This window comes from Rhizobium mesosinicum, assembly GCF_019511345.1.
GTDB classification, from domain to species: domain Bacteria; phylum Pseudomonadota; class Alphaproteobacteria; order Rhizobiales; family Rhizobiaceae; genus Rhizobium; species Rhizobium mesosinicum.
The window spans coordinates 402,797-424,196 of the sequence record NZ_JAEUAK010000004.1; the positions used below are offsets into that span (position 1 = coordinate 402,797).

General features: G+C 59.3%; 18 protein-coding genes and 1 tRNA gene. 10 read left to right on the top strand and 9 right to left on the bottom strand.

Annotated elements, in window-relative coordinates; translation table 11 throughout:
- Window positions 1-56 precede the first annotated feature (56 nt).
- Window positions 57-896, bottom strand: coding sequence for an oxidoreductase (locus JNB85_RS12875; RefSeq protein ID WP_220334688.1), 840 nt, complete (start codon window positions 894-896; stop codon window positions 57-59).
- Window positions 897-1,021: 125 nt separating this feature from the next.
- Here JNB85_RS12875 and JNB85_RS12880 point away from each other — a divergent pair, with 125 nt between their 5' ends.
- Window positions 1,022-1,909, top strand: a complete 888-nt coding sequence (locus JNB85_RS12880; protein ID WP_220334689.1) for a LysR family transcriptional regulator — start codon at window positions 1,022-1,024, stop codon at window positions 1,907-1,909.
- Window positions 1,910-2,892: 983 nt separating this feature from the next.
- Window positions 2,893-3,822 carry an alpha/beta hydrolase gene (locus JNB85_RS12885; RefSeq protein WP_220334963.1) on the top strand — a complete coding sequence of 310 codons (930 nt, stop codon included), beginning with the start codon at window positions 2,893-2,895 and terminating at the stop codon, window positions 3,820-3,822.
- A gap of 31 nt (window positions 3,823-3,853) precedes the next feature.
- Here JNB85_RS12885 and JNB85_RS12890 read toward each other — a convergent pair whose 3' ends face one another.
- Window positions 3,854-4,459, bottom strand: coding sequence for a carboxymuconolactone decarboxylase family protein (locus JNB85_RS12890; RefSeq protein ID WP_220334690.1), 606 nt, complete (start codon window positions 4,457-4,459; stop codon window positions 3,854-3,856).
- Between the two features lie 96 nt (window positions 4,460-4,555).
- A complete protein-coding gene (locus JNB85_RS12895; protein ID WP_220334691.1) occupies window positions 4,556-4,975 on the bottom strand; it encodes an NUDIX hydrolase in 420 nt (139 codons plus the stop codon).
- A gap of 117 nt (window positions 4,976-5,092) precedes the next feature.
- Here JNB85_RS12895 and JNB85_RS12900 point away from each other — a divergent pair, with 117 nt between their 5' ends.
- The 4 genes from JNB85_RS12900 (at window position 5,093) to JNB85_RS12910 (ending at window position 9,008) form a co-directional block, all read left to right on the top strand.
- On the top strand, window positions 5,093-5,581 hold the full coding sequence (locus JNB85_RS12900; RefSeq protein WP_220334692.1) for a GAF domain-containing protein: 489 nt from the start codon (window positions 5,093-5,095) through the stop codon (window positions 5,579-5,581).
- 136 nt (window positions 5,582-5,717) lie between these two features.
- Window positions 5,718-7,406, top strand: coding sequence for a dihydroxyacetone kinase family protein (locus tag JNB85_RS12905; protein WP_220334693.1), 1,689 nt, complete (start codon window positions 5,718-5,720; stop codon window positions 7,404-7,406).
- A 249-nt stretch (window positions 7,407-7,655) separates the two neighbouring features.
- Window positions 7,656-7,847: a hypothetical protein gene (locus JNB85_RS30675; RefSeq protein ID WP_223216488.1), complete on the top strand. Its 192-nt coding sequence runs from the start codon at window positions 7,656-7,658 to the stop codon at window positions 7,845-7,847.
- 171 nt (window positions 7,848-8,018) lie between these two features.
- Window positions 8,019-9,008 (top strand): potassium channel beta subunit family protein, encoded by a 990-nt coding sequence (locus JNB85_RS12910; RefSeq protein ID WP_220334694.1) that lies wholly within the window; start codon window positions 8,019-8,021, stop codon window positions 9,006-9,008.
- A 169-nt stretch (window positions 9,009-9,177) separates the two neighbouring features.
- Here the strand turns inward: JNB85_RS12910 and JNB85_RS12915 are convergent, their stop codons facing one another.
- From JNB85_RS12915 to JNB85_RS12940, 6 genes are all read right to left on the bottom strand, one after another.
- The gene (locus JNB85_RS12915; protein WP_220334695.1) at window positions 9,178-9,843 is read right to left on the bottom strand and encodes a hypothetical protein; all 666 of its coding nucleotides are present in this window, start codon (window positions 9,841-9,843) and stop codon (window positions 9,178-9,180) included.
- Between the two features lie 358 nt (window positions 9,844-10,201).
- Complete coding sequence (locus JNB85_RS12920) at window positions 10,202-14,014, bottom strand: vitamin B12-dependent ribonucleotide reductase (RefSeq protein ID WP_220334696.1); 3,813 nt, start codon at window positions 14,012-14,014, stop codon at window positions 10,202-10,204.
- Window positions 14,015-14,597: 583 nt separating this feature from the next.
- Complete coding sequence (locus JNB85_RS12925; RefSeq protein WP_220334697.1) at window positions 14,598-15,188, bottom strand: hypothetical protein; 591 nt, start codon at window positions 15,186-15,188, stop codon at window positions 14,598-14,600.
- Window positions 15,189-15,381: 193 nt separating this feature from the next.
- Window positions 15,382-15,879 carry a xanthine phosphoribosyltransferase gene (gene gpt, locus JNB85_RS12930; protein WP_183743719.1) on the bottom strand — a complete coding sequence of 166 codons (498 nt, stop codon included), beginning with the start codon at window positions 15,877-15,879 and terminating at the stop codon, window positions 15,382-15,384.
- A 168-nt stretch (window positions 15,880-16,047) separates the two neighbouring features.
- Window positions 16,048-16,890, bottom strand: a complete 843-nt coding sequence (locus tag JNB85_RS12935) for a universal stress protein (RefSeq protein ID WP_220334698.1) — start codon at window positions 16,888-16,890, stop codon at window positions 16,048-16,050.
- Between the two features lie 99 nt (window positions 16,891-16,989).
- Window positions 16,990-17,766, bottom strand: coding sequence for a competence/damage-inducible protein A (locus JNB85_RS12940; protein ID WP_220334699.1), 777 nt, complete (start codon window positions 17,764-17,766; stop codon window positions 16,990-16,992).
- Window positions 17,767-17,987: 221 nt separating this feature from the next.
- On the opposite strand from JNB85_RS12940, the gene wrbA reads away from it, so the two are divergent.
- The 4 genes from wrbA (at window position 17,988) to JNB85_RS30940 (ending at window position 21,385) form a co-directional block, all read left to right on the top strand.
- Entirely contained in the window at window positions 17,988-18,584 is a 597-nt protein-coding gene (gene wrbA, locus JNB85_RS12945) for an NAD(P)H:quinone oxidoreductase type IV (RefSeq protein WP_220334700.1), read from the top strand.
- Between the two features lie 149 nt (window positions 18,585-18,733).
- Window positions 18,734-18,819: transfer RNA gene (locus JNB85_RS12950), tRNA-Leu, on the top strand.
- Between the two features lie 347 nt (window positions 18,820-19,166).
- Window positions 19,167-20,951, top strand: a complete 1,785-nt coding sequence (locus JNB85_RS12955; protein WP_220334701.1) for an adenylate/guanylate cyclase domain-containing protein — start codon at window positions 19,167-19,169, stop codon at window positions 20,949-20,951.
- Between the two features lie 302 nt (window positions 20,952-21,253).
- Window positions 21,254-21,385 (top strand): hypothetical protein, encoded by a 132-nt coding sequence (locus JNB85_RS30940; protein WP_262928181.1) that lies wholly within the window; start codon window positions 21,254-21,256, stop codon window positions 21,383-21,385.
- Window positions 21,386-21,400: the final 15 nt, after the last annotated feature.

Sequence of the window (21,400 nt, forward strand, 5' to 3'; positions counted from 1 at the left end):
TCACGTGGAAATGAAAACAAGCGCGCCGGCGCGCTTGTTGTCGTCGTCGTGAAAGGTCAGGCCGTCTGTTCGAAGTCCGTGGAGACCGCGAGCTGACGCCACTGAGCCAGTTCCTTCTCCACGTTGGCATGTTCCTCTTCGATCTTGGCGACCGTATCTCTGCCGAAAGGCATGCGCAGCGGCGGGTTGGCGGCGTTCACCATTTCGATAATGCCGGCGGTTAGCTTGGCCGGGTTGCCCGGTTGAGCGTGGTTGGCGCTCGCCGCAAAGTCGCGCATGTTGCCGGCGGGCGTACCGACATAATCGGGGATGGAAGCGGGGCTGATCGCCAGCGAGTTGTCATGCAGGAAGTCCGTGCGGAAGAAGCCGGGCTCGATGATAGTGACCTTGATGCCGAACGGTTCGACTTCGGTCGCCAGCGATTCCGACAGGCCTTCGACGGCGAATTTCGTGGAGCCATAGATGCCCCAGCCGGGGAAGCCGTAATAACCGCCAATCGAGGAAAAGTTCAGAATATGGCCCGAGCGCTGCCGGCGCATATAGGGCAGCACGGCGCGGGTAACCTTCAAGAGGCCGAAGACGTTGGTGGCGTAGATCTTCTCGATTTCCTCTGCCGTTGCTTCCTCGACGGCGCCGAGCAGGCCGTAACCGGCGTTGTTGGCGAGGACGTCGATGCGGCCGAAGCGGGCAACGGCAGCAGTGGTGGCCTCTTTGGCCTGACCTTCATTGGTGACATCGAGAGCGACGGCAAGCAGGTTCGGATGATCGCCGAACTGTTCGGTGATGGTCTTTGGATTGCGGGCGGTGGCAACGACGGCGTCACCGGCAGCAAGAGCGTCCTTGGTCATCAGCGCGCCGAAACCACGCGATGCACCCGTGATAAACCAGACTTTCATGGCAGTTCCCTTTCCTTGAGACTGTTTGCTTCAGCAGTTCATTGCTGACGGAGAGGAATTTGACGCAAATCCAGCTCGTGTATAAGATTCGTTATTCGCGGGACTATGATGAGTGAAATTCAGCAATGAGAGCGGCAGAACTTTCCGAAATGGCTGCCTTCGCCGCTGTCGCCAGGCACAAGAGCTTCCGCAAGGCGGGAGAGGAGAGGGGTGTCACTGCCTCCGCCATCAGCCACGCCGTTCTCAATCTCGAAGATCGCATCGGCATCCGCCTTCTGAACCGCACGACCCGCAGCGTCTCGCTGACGGAGGCCGGTGAACTGCTTCGCTCCCATCTCGATCCGGCTTTCGCTGAGATCAGCTCCGCGCTCGATGCGCTGAATCGCTTTCGCGATACGCCTTTCGGCCGGGTGCGCATCAACGTGGCGAATTCCATCGCGCCTTTCGTCGTCGGCCAGATCATCTGCCCGCTGCTGATGAAGAACCCAAATCTGCAGCTCGAAATCGCCGCGACGGACCGCCTGGTGGATATCGTCGAAGAGGGCTTCGATGCCGGCATCCGCTTCGGCGAGCGTGTGACGGACGGCATGATCGCAGTGCGCATCAAGCCGCGCATACGTCTCGTCGTTGTCGGTTCCCCCGCCTATTTCGAAAACCGGTCGAAGCCACAGACCCCGCATGATCTGAAGCGGCATATCTGCATCCAGAATATGTTTCCGTCAGGCGCCCGTTACCCCTGGGATTTCGAAAAGGACGGCCAGGCGATCACCTTCCACCCGACTGGGCCCCTCTCCCTCGACGACCATGAATTGATGACGTCTGCGGCACTTGGCGGCGTGGCACTCGCCTATGTCTGGGAGGGCAGGGTGGCGCCGCTGATTGCGAGCGGCCAGCTCATCCAGGTGCTCGACGAATGGTGCCAGCCGGAAGAGCCGCTTTATCTCTATTACCCCAGCCGGCGGCATATGTCGGCAGGATTCCGGACGGTGATCGATGCGATCCGCGGCGATTGAATATTCGGAGTTTGTGGAATTCCTGTCGGTAGAAGACATTCATCTCCGATGACCGGACCGGTGCCAGGCGCCACGGCCCTCGCTCGAGGGGGGGCGCCGCTTCGCTCGCCCTCTCATCGCTGTACATGGCAGCGGTCTGACTAGCCTTCAACTCAAGCGCGATCCGAAACAACGAGCACACGCCGTCGTTAAAGGAACGACGCTTTTCCGGATGGAGTTCATCGATACGGAGAGACCAAGATGGCCGTCCGTTTCAACCATACGATCCTGTCAGCACGCGACAGCAAGGCATCAGCCGGATTCCCGGCGGAAATGCTGGGGCTGCCCCCCGCCCCGGCACTGGGGCCCGTTCCACATAGTCACCACCGACAATGACGCCAATCTCGACTACATGGACGTTGATAGCGAAATCGTCCGGCAACACTACGCCTTCCTGGTCGGCAACGGCGAATTCGAGGCGATATTCAGGCGGATTCACGAGCGGAACCTGCCTTACTGGGCGAGGTCGGCAACGGAGGAACGAGACAAACGATCACGACGGCGGACGCGGTCTCCATTTCGAAGATCCGAACGGACATCTGCTCGAAATTATCACGCGGCCCTATGGCAGCGGCGGCTGGAATCCCTGACTGAGATGGGTGAACCTCGAAACGTCGCAACCCGATGACGATGGCTGGAATCTAAACTCTGGCACAACAAGAAAATGCGGACTGCGACCCTGCAGCCTTTCCCGGCCGGAATGTTCCTATCTGATTAGGAAGGGGCCCAGGGATCAGTGGAAACTCCCTTTTGACTCTCGGTGGCGAAGTGGTGAAGATGCGCCGCACGAAGGAAGATCAGCGCCGGAGGGGCGAATGGGAAAGCCGGTTTTTTCTGCTGGCAATTGGTGGAAAGCAGGATATCGTCGGGCGCTGTTATCGGCCTTCGCTGCTGCGGTTCTATTTGCTTTTCCCGCGGCTGCGCAGGAAAAGCTGACGCAGGATATGCCGGCACAGACGCCGGCCTCGCATGAGCAGGTCGAAAAACTGCTGTCCCGCTGGCAGGAGCATTTCAAAGGCGCTGCAAATCTACGCGACCGCCGCACCGCGTTTCGTAATTTCATGGAATCGCTGCCGGAGCCGACGCGCATCCAGATCCGGAATGTCGATGCCGATGGGGTCGATGCCGAACTTATCTGGCCGGCGCGCCTTCACCACCCGATCGGTCGGCGCGTGATCCTCTTCATTCATGGCGGCGGCTTCTACAGCGGCTCCATCCGTAGCCACAGCCTGCTCGCCGGATCGCTTGCCAAGGCCGCGTCAAGCGATGTGCTGCTCATCGATTATCGGCTGGCGCCGGAACATAGCTATCCTGCACAAGTCAATGATGCGCTGACCGCCTATCGTTGGCTGCTCGACGGTGGCTACAGCAACGGAAATATCGTGGTGATGGGCGATGGTGCCGGCGGGAACCTCGCGCTCGAGGCAGTGCTGCGCCAGATGCGCTCCCGCCAGCCCCTGCCGGCAGCCGTCGTGGCGCTGAGTCCCATAACGGATCTATCCGCCTCAGGCGCGTCGGTCACCGCGAACGCCGCCAACGATCCGGTGCTGGATAAGGATGCGCTGGACGTGCTGCGTAAAGCCTATCTCGGCAACAATTCCGCGACGGATCCCGACATTTCTCCACTTTACGCCAATCTCACCGGTTTTCCGCCACTCCTGTTGCAGGTCGGCTCCGACGAGCTGCTGCTCGACGATACGCTGCGGTTGGCCGACAAGGCGCGCAAGGCCGGCGTCGACGTGACGGCTGAGGTATGGCCGGGAGTGCCGCATCAATGGCAGCTTTTCCCCTCGGTGCTCGATGACGCTGACAAAGCTGGCCAGAAGATCGCCGAATTCGCGATCGCGCATTTTGCAGACCCGCCGGCACAGTAAGGGCCAATCTACAACCACACGATTGCGGCCGTTACGAATGGTTTGAGTTCAACCCCTCGATCGGTCGGCCGATGGCGAGATTCTGACGAAGCTTGGGATCGAGCCGTTCGGCATAAGCGTGATCGGGTGCCGCACCCAGCGCATCCAGCATCTTGGAGAAGAAACAGCGCGCGGCCGCTGCCGCGGTGACATCGAAGATTTCCGCGTCATCAAGCCCATGCCGCTTCAAGCTATCAATGTCCTGCTGCGTAACCGACGTCGCGTCACGCGCCACCTTGGCGGCAAAATCCATGATCGCCCGCTCGGTGGCATCGATGGGCGCTTTTTCGCTGCCATCGGCGACGGCCGAAAGACTGTCATTGGTGAAGCCGTCGCGCAGCAGCACGGAACCATGGGCCAGCATACAATAGGATGACTTGAGCTCCCTGGCCGCCGCCAGCGTCACCAGTTCATAACGCCGCTGGCTCATATGGCCGCGAATGCTGGCAAGCAGCGTCCCCCAGTGCTCCATCACCTCGGGCCGGTGGCCGAAAGCCCGGTACATATTCGGCAGATAGCCGTAGCTCGCTTCGGCCGAGGCGTACATCGAAGCCGTCTTCTCGCTGGCGGAAGCATCTGGGGTACGAATGAAAGCCATGGCACGATCCTCCCTTGATCCCTGGGAGAATAGAGCGGCATCCGGCGACATCAATCTGCTCGCTCCCCGCTTTCCACAAAACGGGTGCCCGATGCTTCAGCCGGCCACCCGGCTCTGCCGCTGGCGGTAGAATGGCAGGATATGGCGTTCCGTCAGCGGCGCCATGATGATCTCGCCTGGTTCAGACGGCGATATCCAGCGGACCTCCTCGATCTCCGCCGTCGCTTTGATATCGGCATCCTTCACGTGCAGCAGGAAAACCTCGGCGACAACGAGATGATCCGGCTCATTGGCCGCCGGCGCCTGAAATTGCCCAAGGAATTCGAGTTCGACAGCCGTCACGATGACGCTGATTTCTTCAAAGAGTTCCCGCATCAAGGCTTGCTCGGGCGTCTCTCCCGGCTCGATCTTGCCGCCCGGCTGCATGAAGGCCGTAGTGCCGTGCTTGCGCACCAGAAGCGTGTGGCCGTCGCCCCGCAACAGGAGGGCGGCCGATATTCTGATCGTTTTCATCATGCACAAATTTGGCCGGATTCGCGGCCGCAATTCAACTGCCGTAGTCGGATCGGCAATTTGTCGAAACCCGCTTGACCACCTATATCAACGGCTCGGAAACAGGAAGTGGATGTGACAATGTTCCAGGCGTTATCGATCGAAGCCGCCAACAAGGCTGAGTTCTATCGGGAGCTTGCCCAGCAGCTGCAGGGCTTGCTCACAGGCGAGCCGGATTTGATCGCCAACGCCGCCAACATGTCCGCTCTGATGTACCATATGATGCCCGATCTGAATTGGGCAGGCTTCTACCTGCTCAAGGGCGAGGAGCTCGTGCTCGGCCCGTTCCAGGGCAAGCCGGCCTGTGTGCGCATCCCGGTCGGCCGGGGTGTTTGCGGCACCGCGGTCAAGGAGCGCGCCTCCATTCTGGTGGAAGATGTCCATGCGTTTCCCGGCCACATCGCCTGCGATGCTGCATCCCGCTCCGAGCTCGTTGTTCCCATCAGAAGCGGCGACGAGATCGTCGGCGTCATCGACCTCGACAGCCCGCTTCCCGCCCGTTTCGATGCCGAAGACCAGGCAGGCATCGAGCGCCTGGCGGAGATATTTACTGCGGCAACCCGCTTCTGAGCCGACTGGCTTGGCGACGATCCGTCGCTGAATTTCAGGTCGCATTTGATCCTGTATTCACCTTCGGCGAAATCGTGCTAGGTCACTGATCGAACGACGTTTGCGTTCAGGCTGGGCTGGTTGTTGGGAGAGGACCATGAAAAAGCTGATCAACGATCCTTCCATCGTCGTACGGGAGATGCTGGAAGGGGTCGTCGCACTCAGCCCGGAAACCATACTGCTGGCCGACGAAAACGTCGTCATCCAGTCCGATCTTCCCGAACCTGCCAGGCGTAAGGTCGCCGTTCTCTCCGGCGGCGGCAGCGGTCACGAGCCTGCACATGCCGGCTATGTCGGCAGGGGCATGCTGACGGCGGCCGTTGCAGGCGATGTCTTCACCTCGCCGAGCACCGACGCCGTTCTTGCCGGCATCAGGGCCGCAAGCGGCCCGGCTGGTGCGCTGCTCATCGTCAAAAACTATACGGGCGATCGTCTGAATTTCGGACTTGCGGCGGAGCTGGCGCGTGCGGAAGGAATTCCCGTCGAGATCGTTGTTGTCGCCGACGACGTTGCGCTCCGGGAAACCGTTCCTGCCGATCGCCGCCGCGGCATAGCCGGCACGGTTCTGATCCACAAGCTTGCCGGTGCTGCCGCCGAGCAAGGCCTGCCGTTGGAGGAAGTGGCCCGTAGCGCCCGGTCGGCATCCGAACAGCTTTCATCCATGGGCATTTCGCTTGGGCCTTGCACCCTGCCGGTAGTCGGCAAACCCGGCTTCTCTCTCGGTGAACAGGAGATCGAAATTGGTCTCGGCATCCATGGTGAGCAGGGCGTTCGCCGCATGCCGATCGCACCGGTCGACCAGCTCGTCTCGCTCGTTCTCGAAACGATCGAGGCCGATGGAAGGCTCAAGAGCGGCGATCGCGTCGTCCTGTTGGTGAATGGTCTCGGCGCCACCCCGCCGATGGAACTGTCGATCGTCGCTCGTTCCGCACTCGCTGCACTCGAAAGCAAAGGCGTCTCGGTCGAAAGGGCTTGGGCCGGCACCCTCCTGTCAGCCCTGGATATGCCGGGTTTCTCGCTCTCCATCCTGCATGTCGATATCAGGTCTCTCGAGCTGATCGATGCACCGACCTCTGCCGATGCATGGCCAGGGGGCGGGGCGGTCAACCGCAACCGCGTGCTCCCATCGTTGGGATCAGCAGAAGGCCCCATCGAATCCCGGAGGATTAGCCCCGCCGGCAAGCGACTTCAGAGGACGGCGCAGGCTGTAGCGATCGCATTGATCGCTGCAGAAGCGCACCTGACCGAACTAGACAGCATCACCGGGGATGGCGATCTCGGCGCCAGCATGAAACGCGGTGCCGAAGCCGTGCTGGCACTTCCCGACGCTGCCTTTGCGGATGTCGCAGGCGGACTGATGGCGATGGGCGATGCTCTCAGACGTGCCATCGCCGGCAGCTCCGGACCGTTCTACGCCGCCGCCCTGCTGCGCGCTTCACGCCAGCTCGCAGGCATCGAGACCCCGACATCAGCCGAGATGGCCGGAGCCTTCTCCGCCGCCGTCCAGGCCGTCTCCGATCTCGGCGGCGCAAAGGCCGGTGACCGGACGATGATCGACGCTCTTCGTCCGGCCGCAGATGCCTTCGTCGCCAGCCTCGCTCAGGGTCAGCCAACCCGTGAGGCATGGCAGGAGGCCATTGCTGCCGGAATTTTGGGAGCGGAAGCCACGAAGGCGATGCGGCCGAGACTGGGCCGCGCCAGCTATCTCGGCGACCGCGCCATCGGCCATCCGGATGGCGGGGCCGTGGCGGTTACGGTTTGGCTTAAGGCAATCGGGGCGGCTTGACGGCGCTAGAAGGCCAAACGTCCGGCAAGCATCGCCAGAGGAAGAATTGCGGCCGAAAACAGCAGGATGATGTTGTAGCAACGCGAATATCACGGAAAAGGCGGGGCGGTCGATCTCAGCAGACTGCGCAAATGACGAAATCTTGATCGACGGCGCAGTTCTCGGAACTTCGGTCCGGCCTATTTCCTTAGCCGACGCCGATATGCGCTGCATTCCGGTGTCGCGGATTTTCGGTATGGGGTCGATCAAATGTCTCAATTTCTAAAACTGTTGGTCATTGGCTCAACTGTCATGATGGCGATTATCGCTTCGTCCTGTACCACCAGCTCAGATAGCTCGATACAAACCGGTTCGATAGGGTATGGAGCCGAAAGCGCTGACTTTGGGCTCCGACCGGCGTGCCTCGGCGGATTTGGCAACGATCGCCCTTGCAGTTACTAGCGAGAAGCGAACGTTCATGCAGGATTCGAGAGCGGCTCGCCCCCGGTGAAAGCGAAGCCTGGTATATTGTCGCCGATGCCGTAGATTGACCGAAATCGCTAATCGCTCGACCGAGAAAAACCGATCCTGTTATGGGGTCGGCACATTTTCATAACCTATGGGAGCTGCATGATGGAATATCGTCGTCTAGGGAAGTCGGGTCTGCAAGTCAGCGAATTCTCCTTCGGATCGTGGGTCACCTTCGGCAAGCAGGTCAACGGCGGCGATGCCGTCGACCTCATGAAGCTTGCCTATGACAATGGGGTGAATTTCTTCGACAATGCCGAAGGATATGAAAGCGGCAAGTCAGAGATCGTCATGGGCGAGGCGCTGAAGTCGCTCGGCTGGAGCCGCGACAGCTACATCGTGTCCAGCAAGGTCTTCTGGGGAGGTCAGAAGCCGACGCAGCGTGGCCTGTCGCGCAAGCATGTAACGGACGCCTGCCACGCAGCGCTCAAGCGGCTCCAGGTCGACTATCTCGACCTCTACTTCTGCCACCGTCCGGATATCGATACGCCGATCGAGGAAACGGTCCGCGCGATGCACGATCTCGTTGCCCAGGGCAAGGTGCTCTATTGGGGAACGTCGGAATGGTCAGCGCAGCAGCTGACGGAAGCCTATGCCGTCGCCCGGGATCTCCGCATCACGCCTCCGACGATGGAACAGCCCCAGTATAACATCTTCGAACGCCAGAAGGTCGAAGCCGACTACCTGCCGCTCTACGATCTGATCGGCCTCGGCACCACCATCTGGTCGCCGCTCGCCTCGGGCGTCCTGACCGGCAAATACAATGACGGCATACCCGCAGACAGCCGTATGAACCTGCCTGGCTACGAATGGCTGAAGGAACGGTGGTCCAACGATACCGCCCGCGCCCAGCTCGAACAGGTTCGCCAGCTTGCCAGGCTCTCGAATGAGATCGGCCTCTCGATCACCCATCTCGCCCTTCTGTGGTGCCTCGCCAACAAGAACGTCTCGACCGTCATACTTGGTGCGTCGCGCGCGAGCCAGCTGCAGGACAATCTCGCCGCTCTCTCCCACAAGAGCAAGCTGACGTCTGACGTGCTGGAGCGGATCGACAGCATCGTCGGCAACAAGCCGGAAGCACCGCGCCGCTTTTGATCCCTTGGACGAGACCAAGTCTATCCGGCTCAGGCCTCCTTGCTTTTTTCAGTATTCCAATGAAAACGGCCGGACTTTTTGGTCCGGCCGTTTAAATTTCTGCTGCATTTCATTGTCGCAGCGCTTCAAAATGAATGCGCGCATGCACTCGCATTGGTTGATGTTGAACTTAAACCGGCTTCATGGGCGGCGATGGAGCTTCCGGACCTGCCGGTAGGCCAAGCTCATTTCGCGCGACTTCAAACTGGTTGTCCAGGAACTCAAGTAATTTCTCTCCAAGAAGAGTAAGCTCACTATCCGCTTCCGACCACTTGTAGATTGACCCATCCTGCAATGACAGGACTGCAAAATCATCGGGTCTGTTTTCGAGCGGATAACGTGTCGCAACTGTACTGAGAGCCGCCCTGACTAACTGGCCACTTAGACGGTGTTGCGTGTTCCAAAGGTGCACTGCGGTGCGACGCCCCTCAATCTCTAGAAGAAAATTAGGCGTAAATTCCACCTTGTAGAGCCGTTTTGGACTAGGAAAAAGCAGACTCTCAGTGGTTTCAAGCGTGCCACGGTTTTGTAGCTTCCATTCAAAGAAACGCTTTAGCCCGCGTCGTGCTGACTCACGCTCCGAAAGTTTGGTGATCTGAGACGTCGAATCGAGTGCTTGTTGGAAAGAAAGCTCGCCGAATGCGACTTGCTGCACCCTTGATTTGAGGCTTTTATGATAGTCGTATCCACCTTTGCTAGGTCGATATCGATCGCGCACGAGGCGCTTCTGCGGTTTCGGATTCGCGTTGATGAGTTTCAGAAAGGCAGAAAAACCGAACTTAGGAATTGGAGCCATTGCCCATCCTTTTCGTTGATAACTGCCGAAACCCAACTCGACTCTTGTACCCGACTCTCCATATAGTGACCTTGCTACAGGGTGGAGAACGTTACTTCGCCTCACGAAAGGCTTCAGCTTATTCGTGATCGCAAAAGCCGGATCCGAGAGGGTTCGGCTTTTGTTTTTTCAGATCGCGCAAACGCGACGGTATTCAGTTTCACCTCATTTCCAGGGTTTCCGATTTGTTCCCCAGTTCACTTTCCGGGCGGGAGTCCGCCCGGATTTGTAATTCTATTGTTGCTTCTGTCAGCTAGTTGCCTCAGATCCCGTAGAGCCGTTGTGACGTCTCGTCCGGCGATCTGAGCTTCTCAGGAAATCAGCTGCAGCCGCTCGTCGCACCGCACGTGTCGCACTTCTCGCAGGTGCCGTTGCGGACCATCGTGAAGTTCTGGCACTCGCTGCACATGTTGCCGGTATAGCCCTGCATGATCGAGCGGGCGCGGCGTTCGGCTTCCATCTTCTTGGCCTCCGTCTTGGCTGATGCAGCGTCCGCTGCGGCCTTGTCGGAGAAGAGGGCGGTCGCGTCGGTGCCGGCTTCTTCGAGCACTTCTTCGGCAATCTCTTCTGCCAGCTCCTTCGCACGCTCTTCATAGTCACGCTTGAAGGCCACGATTTCGGAGGTGGAGATGGCCGTTACCGGCTCCAGCTTGCGGACTGCTGCACCTGCAAACGAGGTCACCGAGCCGGTTGAGGAGGCGCGGGCAGGGGCTGCCGTTGCCGCTCCCTTGGGCTCGCCGGCTTGGCGTTCGCCGCCGGTGCCGGAAACGAGGGTCGGCTTGTAGCCGCGGGTCCAGCCGGTGGAGAGCAGGTTCGTCTTGCCTTCCTGGATGCCCTTGCCAAGCGCGGTGTTGGAGAAGTCCGACGTATCGACATGGGCCAGATCGTGACGGCCGAGGTAGGAAACGGCAAGTTCGCGGAACACGTAGTCGAGGATCGACGTGGCATTCTTGATCGCGTCGTTGCCGATGACGATGCCGGCCGGCTCGAACTTGGTGAAGGTGAAAGCCTCCACATATTCTTCGAGCGGCACGCCATATTGCAGGCCGAGCGAGATGGCGATGGCGAAATTGTTCATCATCGCGCGGAAGGCAGCCCCTTCCTTGTGCATGTCGATGAAGATTTCGCCGAGGCGGCCATCGCCGAATTCGCCGGTGCGCAGATACACCTTGTGACCACCGACGGCAGCCTTCTGGGTATAGCCCTGGCGGCGGTTCGGCAGCTTCTCGCGTTCGCGGGACACACGCTCGATCACCTTCTCGATGATCTTTTCGGTGACCGTCACGGCCTGAGCGGCAAGCGGCTGCTGGATCAGATCCTCAAGCGCATCCTCGTCGCTCTCGTCTTCGATCAGCGAAGCGTTGAGCGGCTGCGACAGCTTTGAACCGTCGCGGTAGAGGGCGTTCGCCTTCAGGCCGAGCTTCCAGGAGAGCATATAGGCGTTCTTGCAATCCTCGACGGTTGCCTCGTTCGGCATGTTGATCGTCTTGGAGATCGCGCCCGAGATGAAGGGTTGGGCAGCTGCCATCATGCGGATATGGCTTTCGACCGAGAGGTAGCGCTTGCCGATCTTGCCGCATGGATTGGCGCAATCGAAGACCGGCAGGTGTTCCTTCTTCAGGAAAGGTGCGCCTTCCAGCGTCATCGCACCGCAGACGTGGATGTTGGCGGCCTCGATGTCCTTCTTCGAGAAGCCGATATGCTCGAGCAGGCTGAAGCTCATGTCGCTGAGCTGCTCGTCGGAGACTTTCAGAGTATTCTTCAGGAAGTCGGCGCCGAGCGTCCATTGATTGAAGACGAACTTGATGTCGAAGGCGCTCTTCAGAGCCGCGTTGACAGCTTCCACCTTCTCGTCGGTGAAGCCCTTGGCCTTCAGCGTCGAGGGGTTGATGGCCGGCGCTTGGTTCAGGTTGCCGTGGCCGACAGCGTAGGCTTCGATCTCGGCGATCTGGCTTTCGGAATAGCCGAGCGTGCGCAGCGCATCCGGAACGGCGCGGTTGATGATCTTGAAGTAGCCGCCGCCGGCGAGCTTCTTGAACTTCACGAGCGCGAAGTCAGGCTCGATGCCGGTCGTATCGCAATCCATGACGAGGCCGATCGTGCCGGTCGGGGCGATGACCGAGACCTGCGCGTTGCGGTAGCCGTGCTTCTCGCCGAGTTCGAGCGCCTTGTCCCAGGCCGACATGGCATGAGCCGCAAGATCCTGATCCGGGTTTTCCTGATGGATCAGCGCGACCGGGTTGACCGAGAGAGCCTCGTAACCGGTTGTTTCGCCATGAGCGGCGCGGCGATGATTGCGGATGACGCGCAGCATATGGTCGCGGTTCGGCTCGTAGTTCGGGAACGGGCCGAGCTCGGCAGCCATTTCGGCCGAAGTTGCGTAGCAGATACCGGTCATGATCGCCGTCAGCGAGCCTGCAATGGCGCGGCCTTCAGCGCTGTCATAGGGGATGCCCGTCGACATCAGCAGGCCGCCGATATTGGCGTAGCCGAGGCCGAGCGTGCGGTATTCATAGGAGAGTTCCGCGATGCGCTTGGAGGGGAACTGCGCCATCATGACGGAGATTTCGAGCACGACAGTCCACAGGCGAACGGCATGTTCGTAGTCGCCGATATTGATGCGCTTGGTGGCCTTGTCCTTGAACTGCAGAAGGTTCAGCGAAGCAAGGTTGCAGGCCGTGTCGTCGAGGAACATGTATTCCGAGCACGGATTCGAGCCGCGGATCGGGCCGCCGGCAGGCGACGTGTGCCAGTCATTCATCGTCGTGTTGAAGTGGATACCCGGGTCGGCCGATGCCCAGGCGGCATACGAAATCGTTTCCCAGAGGTCACGGGCCTTCAGCGTCTTCATCACCCTTCCGTCCTTGCGGGCAGTCAGGTTCCAATCGCCATCTTCCTCGACGGCGCGCAGGAAGTTGTCCTTGATCGAGACGGAGTTGTTGGAATTCTGGCCGGATACGGTGAGATAGGCTTCCGAATCCCAGTCCGTATCGTAGGTCTTGAACTCCATGTCCTTGTAGCCCTGACGGGCAAACTGGATGACGCGCTGGACGTAATTTTCCGGAACCTGGTCCTTCTTGGCAGCTCGGATCTCGCGCTTCAGCGCCGGGTTCTTGGCCGGGTCGAAGCAATCGCCATTGTCGCCTTCGCAATTGACGCAGGCCTTCATGATCGCCTTCAGATGCTGAGCGACGACTTTCGAGCCGGTCACGAGAGCGGCAACCTTCTGCTCTTCCTTGACCTTCCAGTTGATGTATTCCTCGATGTCCGGATGGTCGATGTCGACGACGACCATCTTGGCCGCACGGCGGGTCGTACCGCCAGACTTGATAGCACCGGCAGCGCGGTCGCCGATCTTCAGGAAGCTCATCAGGCCCGAGGAGCGGCCGCCGCCGGAAAGCTTTTCGCCTTCGCCGCGCAGCATAGAGAAGTTGGAACCGGTACCGGAGCCGTATTTGAAGAGGCGCGCTTCCCGCACCCAGAGGTCCATGATACCGCCTTCGTTGACGAGGTCGTCTTCAACGGACTGGATGAAGCAGGCATGCGGTTGCGGATGTTCGTAGGCCGACTTGGACTTGGTGATCTTGCCGGTGAAGGGATCGACATAGAAATGGCCCTGGCCGGGACCGTCGATGCCATAGGCCCAGTGCAGGCCGGTGTTAAACCACTGCGGGGAGTTCGGGGCGACGCGCTGCGTGGCGAGCATATAGGCAAGCTCGTCCTTGAACGCTGCTGCATCTTCTTCCGAAGAGAAATAGCCGCCCTTCCAGCCCCAATAGGTCCAGGTGCCGGCAAGACGATCGAAGACCTGGCGGGCGTCGGTTTCCGAGCCGGTCTGTTCGTCTTTCGGCAGCGCCTTCAGCGCCGCGTCGTCGGCAACGGAGCGCCATAGGAAGGAGGGGACATCGTTCTCTTCGACCTTCTTCAGGCGGGCGGGAACGCCAGCCTTGCGGAAATATTTCTGCGCCAGAACATCGGTGGCGACCTGGGAGAACTGCGCGGGCACGTCGATATTTTCGAGGCGGAAGACGATCGACCCATCCGGGTTTTTGATCTCGCTCGTCGCCTTGCGGAATTCGATATCCGCATAGGCGCCTTGACCAGCCTTCGTAAACCGACGTTCGATGCGCATGTCCTTAACCTCTTGTTGGCACCCATAAGGGCGCAAAATTCCCGTCCGGCTACACGGTGTCCCGTCGTGCAGCCAGTGCTCGTTCCGTCTTGTGACAGGATTGTCATCCGGAGATGATTTTCCTGTATCTTGTGGTGAGGCTGGCTGCAAACGCTAAATATAGTGTTAACAGCTTATTTCTACCAGTCCCCGATGTCGTTTTTTGAGGCTGGAAAAAGGCGCAAAAATTTCCTCGGGCGTTACCGCCTTTGACGGCACAACACCCTGACTTTGCGTTCAATTTTCCTGGGAGAACCGGGCTCGTTACTTCCGGTTCAGTCGCCGCCGCAACATCTGACACATTAAGTTTGAAACAGCTGATTCCGTCAAGGGGTGGAACGTAACCGTTTGCTAACCACAACATCTTGTGGATGCCCTTGTGGAGACTGGGGAAAATCCGGGTAAACCTGAAAATACAAAGACTTGCGAGAACGATTTGATGAAGGAACGCGCGAATTGTCAGAAAAATCGACTGCGGCAAAAGTTAGGATGGCTTTTGGGGCGTAAATGCGCATGGCGATTCGGCAACGGAAAGTACCCCAGTTTAGAGGGCGTCGATGGCGATCGTGACCGTTGCGGTGCCGATCGGAACGCCCTTCTCGTCTGTGATGACGAAGCTTGCCTGAGTCTCCAGAAGCTGCGTTGATTCATCGCGCTCCGCCCGGCCAATATAGATATCCTGCGAAGCGAGCGAGAACGTTTTCAAAAACTTGTCCTCGTCACCCTGCCAGTAGTCCGTGGTGACGGCGCTCTGGCCGACATTGAGCCCGTGGCAGTCGGTGACGAAGAATTCGAGGATCGTTCCCTGCGAATCGTCCTGCTTCGACTTGAGGTATTGCGAGACGGACTTCGCCATCAGTGCCTTGACCATCTGCGGGTCGCCCTGCGCGACCTCCGCCCGGTAGGTCTCGTCCAGCACCCGCATATCCATTTCGCTGACATCACCGAATTTGCTGTTCTGCTCTTCGATCGCCTTCACGACGAGCGGCATTTCGGCCATCGGCCGGACGCGTTTTTCGACATATTCGCGCACGACGCCGACATAAGCCGGTTCAGCCCCCGCCGGAGTATAAAGAAACAGGCAGCCGACCAGCCCGGAGGCCGATGACATTCGAAACCTGCCCCAGCGTGCCATTACGCTTCCCCAACCCACTCAGCCGTATTTCGATGCCCGATCTTTCTGCGGGCAGTTGCTTGACCTTATGCTAATAAAATAAAATGGATGTTACCGGCTGGGGGCAGGAAGTAGCTGTCGGGAAGACGAAATTTGGAACAATTTCCAATTGTAAATTGAAAGCTGCTCTTTCGAATACGCGTCCTAACAATGGCTAGTCGCGTGGACCTTTGGCGATCGGCTCCTGATAGGTGAAGCCCATGTCCCAAGGGAAGTAGATCCAAGTGTCCTGGCTGACTTCGGTGACGAAGGTATCGACGGTTGGTACGCCCTTCGGCTTGGCGTAGACGCAGGCGAAATGCGCCTTCGGCAGCATGCCGCGCACCTGAGCCGCGGTCTTGCCGGTATCGGTGAGGTCGTCGACGACGAGCACGCCTTCACCGTCGTTTTCTGCGAGCTCGGGTGCTATGCCCTTCAGCAGTACCATGTCGCCCTGGTTGACGTAATCGTGATAGGAGGCGATGCAGACGGTTTCGATGAGACGGATGTTCAACTCGCGCGAAATGATTGCCGCCGGAACGAGGCCGCCACGAGTGATACAGACGATCGCCTTGAATTCCTGGCCGAGGCCGGCGAGCCGCCAGGCAAGCGCACGCGCATCGCGGTGGAACTGATCCCAGGAAACGGGAAAGGCTTTATCGGGAAGGGACATCGGGCTGCTCCGCGGCATGAAGAAACGACACGCCGTTTGCCGGCGACCGGGCGGACATCGGCTGGCAAAACGCAAATCGCGCAGCCGGAACTGCGCGATGGATGCCGAGGCCTGATATCATCGGTCGCCGCAATTAGCGGGATTTGGAGGCAAAAGGCAAGAGCAGCCTCAACGCGAGAGCAATGTCAGCGCTGTCATGGACTGCAGAAGCGTCTTCGTCGTCCCACCGAATATCGCCTGCCACAGCCAGGAATGTGTGTAGGCGCCCATGACGAGAAGGTCGATGCTATCGTCCGAAAGCCGGTTCTCGATAATGTGCGAGGCGTTCTTGTCACCGCTTTCGGCCGTGGCAAGCGTCACATTCACGCCGTGGCGGGCGAGCGTTGCAGCGATCTCGGCGCCTGCAGTCGTCGCCGATTGGGTTGCGGTTTCTGCCGGATCGACGGAGAAGATTTCCACGGCTTCGGCAGCCTTCAGGATCGGCAGCGCATCGAATGTGGCGCGCGTTGCTTCCTTCGAGCCGTTCCAGGCAATCAGCACGCGCTTGATCGGCTTCGGCTGACGGATGATGTACGGGATCATCAGTACCGGGCGGCCGCTTTCGAACAGGAATTCATCGACATCCACGTGACTGTCGGAGGGTCTTGCGGGATCGGCCTGCGAGGCGATCAGTAGGTCGGCGCTGCGCGCGCTTTCGATCAGCGGCGCCGAGCCGTATCCCGTCGACGTCGCAAAGGCACGCCATTCAAAAGAAGCGCCGGCCGCCTCCGCACGGGCGCGGAAAATCCGCTCGACCTCGACGGTCTCTGAATGCGCCATGTCCTGAAGTGCCTGAACGGCGACCGGATCGGGAATTTCCATCGGCGCGACCAGCGGCACGGCGGCGATCGTTTCGGCGTGCAGGCCGATCACATGGGCGCCGGTTTCTGCGGCAATGGCAAAGGCGAAATCGGCGACGGCGGCACTATTGTCTGCTGTATCCAGAATGGCGAGAATAGTTTTATAAGACATATCAATTCTCCTTTGCGGCTGAAATGATGGTCCGCCAGGAAAGGAATGCGCCGGAATGCAGTGCAGTTCCTTGACCACGATCAAGACCGTATCCCGTCCTCACGCTTCCGCGGAATGGTTTTCTGCAATATCCTTCCCGCGTCTGATGTCCTCGATCATGGCTCGCACCTGCGCACCTGCAACCTCGATCACGGCCTGTGAGCGGCCGCGCACCACGATCTCGGTTGAAAATTTCTGCCCCACATAACGCGGATAGGAACCAATGCTTGTTTCCGGATGTGCCTTCTGGATCGCCGTCAGCGGCGTGCCGATCTCACCTTCGCCATAGGGGCAGGCGATAGCGAGCGAGAGGACGGGCGTGCCGGTCTTCAGCGTCGGCAGCACATTGTCGACCATGGCCTGGAAGACCTGCGGGACACCCGCCATGACATAGACATTACCGATGATGAAGCCGGGCGCGGTCGACACCGGGTTGGCGATATGGGCAGCACCACGCGGCATGCGGGCCATTCGCTGGCGGGCCTCGGTGAATTCCATCTCCCGGCGCTCATACATCTCGGCAAGCAGTACCATCGCCGCCGCGTCGTGTTCGCAGGGAACGCCAAAGGCCTTCGAGACAGCATCCGCGGTGATATCGTCATGCGTCGGTCCGATGCCGCCCGACGTGAAGACATAGTCGTATTTGCCGCGAATTGCATTCAGCGCTTCGACGATCGCATCTTCCTCGTCGGCGACGATGCGAACCTCTTTCAGGTCGATCCCCGAAATGGTCAGCATATCGGCGAGGTGACCGATATTCTTGTCCTTGGTCCGGCCGGAAAGAAGCTCGTCGCCGATGGCTAGCATGGCGGCGGTAACGACAGTCTCATTGCTCATGGGGAAATTTCCGTGGGGTGAAGCTTGGAAATAGGTAACGCCGTTTGGCCACTTTGCAAACGGCAAAGCGACGCGGCTCAAGTGTCGAAACGAAACGGCAAGTGAAATTTCGTCTACAGGCGGTGAACAGTGAGTTCTTGCGCGCAGGACTATGTTGAACCGGATGCGCTGGTAGAACGGTCGCGGTCACGAAATTCAACCAGTCCTCGTTGGAGATAACAATGGCGAAGATTCTCGTCCTTTACTATTCGGCTTATGGCCACATCGAAACTATGGCTTATGCCGTAGCGGAAGGCGCGAAGTCCGCCGGCGCTGACGTCGTCGTCAAGCGCGTTCCGGAACTGGTTTCCGAAGAAGTCGCAAAGGCTTCTTACTACAAGCTCGATCAGGCAGCGCCGATTGCGACCGTCGATGAATTGGCTGACTACGACGCGATCATCGTCGGCGCCGGCACGCGTTTCGGCACGGTCGCATCACAGATGCGCAATTTCTGGGACCAGACGGGCGGCTTATGGTTCACCGGCAAGCTGGTCGGCAAGGTCGGCTCGATGTTCACCTCGTCCGCGACCCAGCATGGTGGCCAGGAATCGACGATCCTCGGTTTCGTCCCGACCTTCCTGCATCATGGGATGGCCTATGTCGGCCTTCCCTATGCATTCCAGGGTCAGATGGGTACGGAAGAAGTCAAGGGCGGCTCGCCGTACGGCGCATCCACCATCACCAACGGTGACGGTTCTCGCCAGCCTTCGGCAATCGAGCTCGAAGCTGCCAGGTATCAGGGCGCGCACGTCGCCACGATTGCTGCGAAACTGGCTTGAGCTTCGACAAAATCAGTTTTGAGACGGCGGTCCCTTGGGCCGCCGTTTTATTTTTGGGGACAAAGTATCGGCAGGTTTCGCAAAACGCAGGGGGGTGTCCTGCAAACAAAACTTGACGAATCCGCCTAAGTCGTTGATCTGGACGGCGCGCGAGCGTGGCGAAATTGGTAGACGCAAGGGACTTAAAATCCCTCGGCCTTAGGCTATACGGGTTCGATCCCCGTCGCTCGCACCAAATTAGATTATCGTTTGAAAGCAGCTTATCCTCCCTCGAACAGAAATCCTGATATTTGCTGGGGCGGGGCAGCCGGGGCGTGGACGCGGAGACTGGGCCAAACAGGCATACCTTGTTGGATTTTCCGGCAAGCTCCCGGACTGCTTGTTGCCTTGCAGCCATGGTCGATTTTGCAAAGAAAGTATGGGCCTCATCTATGTTCACGGATGTCAAAGCGCTGGCTGCTTTGCCCGCCTCGTATCATCAGCAGACGCTAATTTAGATAGGCGATCACAACGGCCTGCGGTAGAATGGGTCGAGGCCGCCAATTCCGGTCTGGCCATGGCGAATCCGTTGTTGGCAAATCGATGAAACAAAGACTAGCAGCAGTCCTGGCGGCCGACATGGCAGGCTATAGCCGACTGATGGAGGCGGACGAAGCAGGCACGCTCGCCCGCCTCAGAACGCACCGGATAGAGTTGATCGACCCTGCCATCGCCAAGAACGAGGGCCGCATCATCAAGACGACGGGCGACGGCATGCTGGTCGAATTCCAAAGCGTGACGGACGCTGTGAGATGCGCCGTGGAAATCCAGCAGCGCATGAAGCGGCGCAATTCCGACGTGCCGCAGGGTCGACGGATAGAATTTCGGATCGGTATCAATGTCGGCGATATCATTTTCGACGACGATGACATTTTCGGCGATGGTGTGAACATTGCCGCGCGGGTCGAACAACTGGCCGATGTCGGAGGCATCTGCATCACGGCCGCGGTGGCGACGCAAATTGCCGATCGACTCGAAGTAGCCATCGAGGACCTTGGCGAGAAGGCACTGAAGAATATCAGCCGTCCGGTTCACCTTTACCGGGTCGGGGTGGACGACATCGTCCTCGCGCCCGCAGCGGATGCCGCGGACGGCAAGCGGACCGCTTCCAAACCCACGATCGTCGTTCTTCCCTTCAACAACATGAGCGGCGATCCCGAGCAGGAGTTCTTTGCAGACGGTCTGACCGAGGATATCCTCACCGAGCTGTCGCGCCGCCACGAGCTCTTCGTCATCTCGCGCAACTCCAGCTTCGTCTACAAGAACCAGCCCGTCAATGTGCGCGAGGTGGCCGAGAAGCTCGGCGCCCAGTACCTGGTCGAAGGCAGCGTACGGAAAATCGGTGACAGGGTGCGCGTCACGGTGCAGTTGATCGATGCGGTCAACGATGCCCATGTATGGGCGGACAAATACGACCGCAAACTCGACGACATATTTGCCATTCAGGACGAGGTGACGGCCGCGATCGCCGCCACGCTTCCCGGGCGCGTCGAGGCGGCCCAGCGAGACCAACTCGCCCGCACGAAGCCGGCAAACATGGCCGCCTACGAATGCGCGCTCGCGGCCAAGGTGCTGCACCATAGAAGCAGCCCCTCGGACAATGAGCAAGCCCAGGCGCTGATCGACAGGGCCATCGAACTCGACCCAGGCTATGCGCATGCCCATGCCTGGCGCGCTTGCATCCTCGGGCAGGCCTGGGTGAACGGCTGGTGCAGTGACAAGGATGCGGCTTGGGCGCAGGTCAATTCCGAGCTGGAGCGGGCGCTTGCGCTCGACGACAACGACGCCGACGTGCATCGCATTCTCGCCGCGGTCAATGTCAACAACAACCAGCTGACGACGGCACGCTATCATCAGGAGCGCGCCCTCTCGCTCAACCCCAATTACGACCTGGTGGTGGTTCAGCAGGGCGAGTTGCTGACCTGGCTCGGCCGGCCGGAAGAAGGAGTCGAGTGGATCTGCAAGGCCATGCGGCTCAACCCGCATCATCCGGCACGTTTTTGGAGTCACCTCGGAAAGGCCCATTTCACCGCCCGGCAATATGGCGAGGCGATCGAGGCCTTCATGCATCTTTCCGCCATGGACCAGGTACAGCACGCTTTCGTCGCGGCCTGCTATGGCTGGCTCGGCGACCATATTGCCGCATCCGCACATATGAAGCAGGTCAAATCGCTTGCGCCCGACTTCGGCATCGAGCCGTTCCTCGCTACGCTGCACTACGCCCAAGAAGCCGATATGCAGCATATCCGCGACGGGCTGATCAAGGCAGGTGCCGGCGAGTTCGTCTCAACGGCCAGCGACCTGGAAGAACGCAGGAACCTTGGCTGAATTCCACATCTCTCGACATTGGGTTATCTGGATCGAGGGCGGCGCCATCGAAACGCCCCAGCAGCTTTATGCTGAGCGCTGATTCCAGTAATGAAGAGGCGCAGCGGATTACGTCAGCGCACACCCCTCGGCCTTAGCCTATACGGGCTCAATCCCATCGCTCGCACTATCTTTATAAATCTGTTCGAATATGCTTGTATAAGGTGAACAAACCATGGGCAGCGCTTGTCTATGGCCTTAACGGTGCAAAAAATGTAGGCACTGTGCAGTTGAGTAAGTGTTGTCTTAGTGGGAGTAAGACGATGGTTTACGACTGGGATGGAGCAAGAACGCGGCGCATCAGGCTCTTCAAGATGAGTGCCTTTCTATTGTTGGGAACGACGATGGCGGTGGTGCCGCTGTTCTTTTGGGCGTTGCAACTGCGCGGGCTTTAACGTGCCGGACGCGTG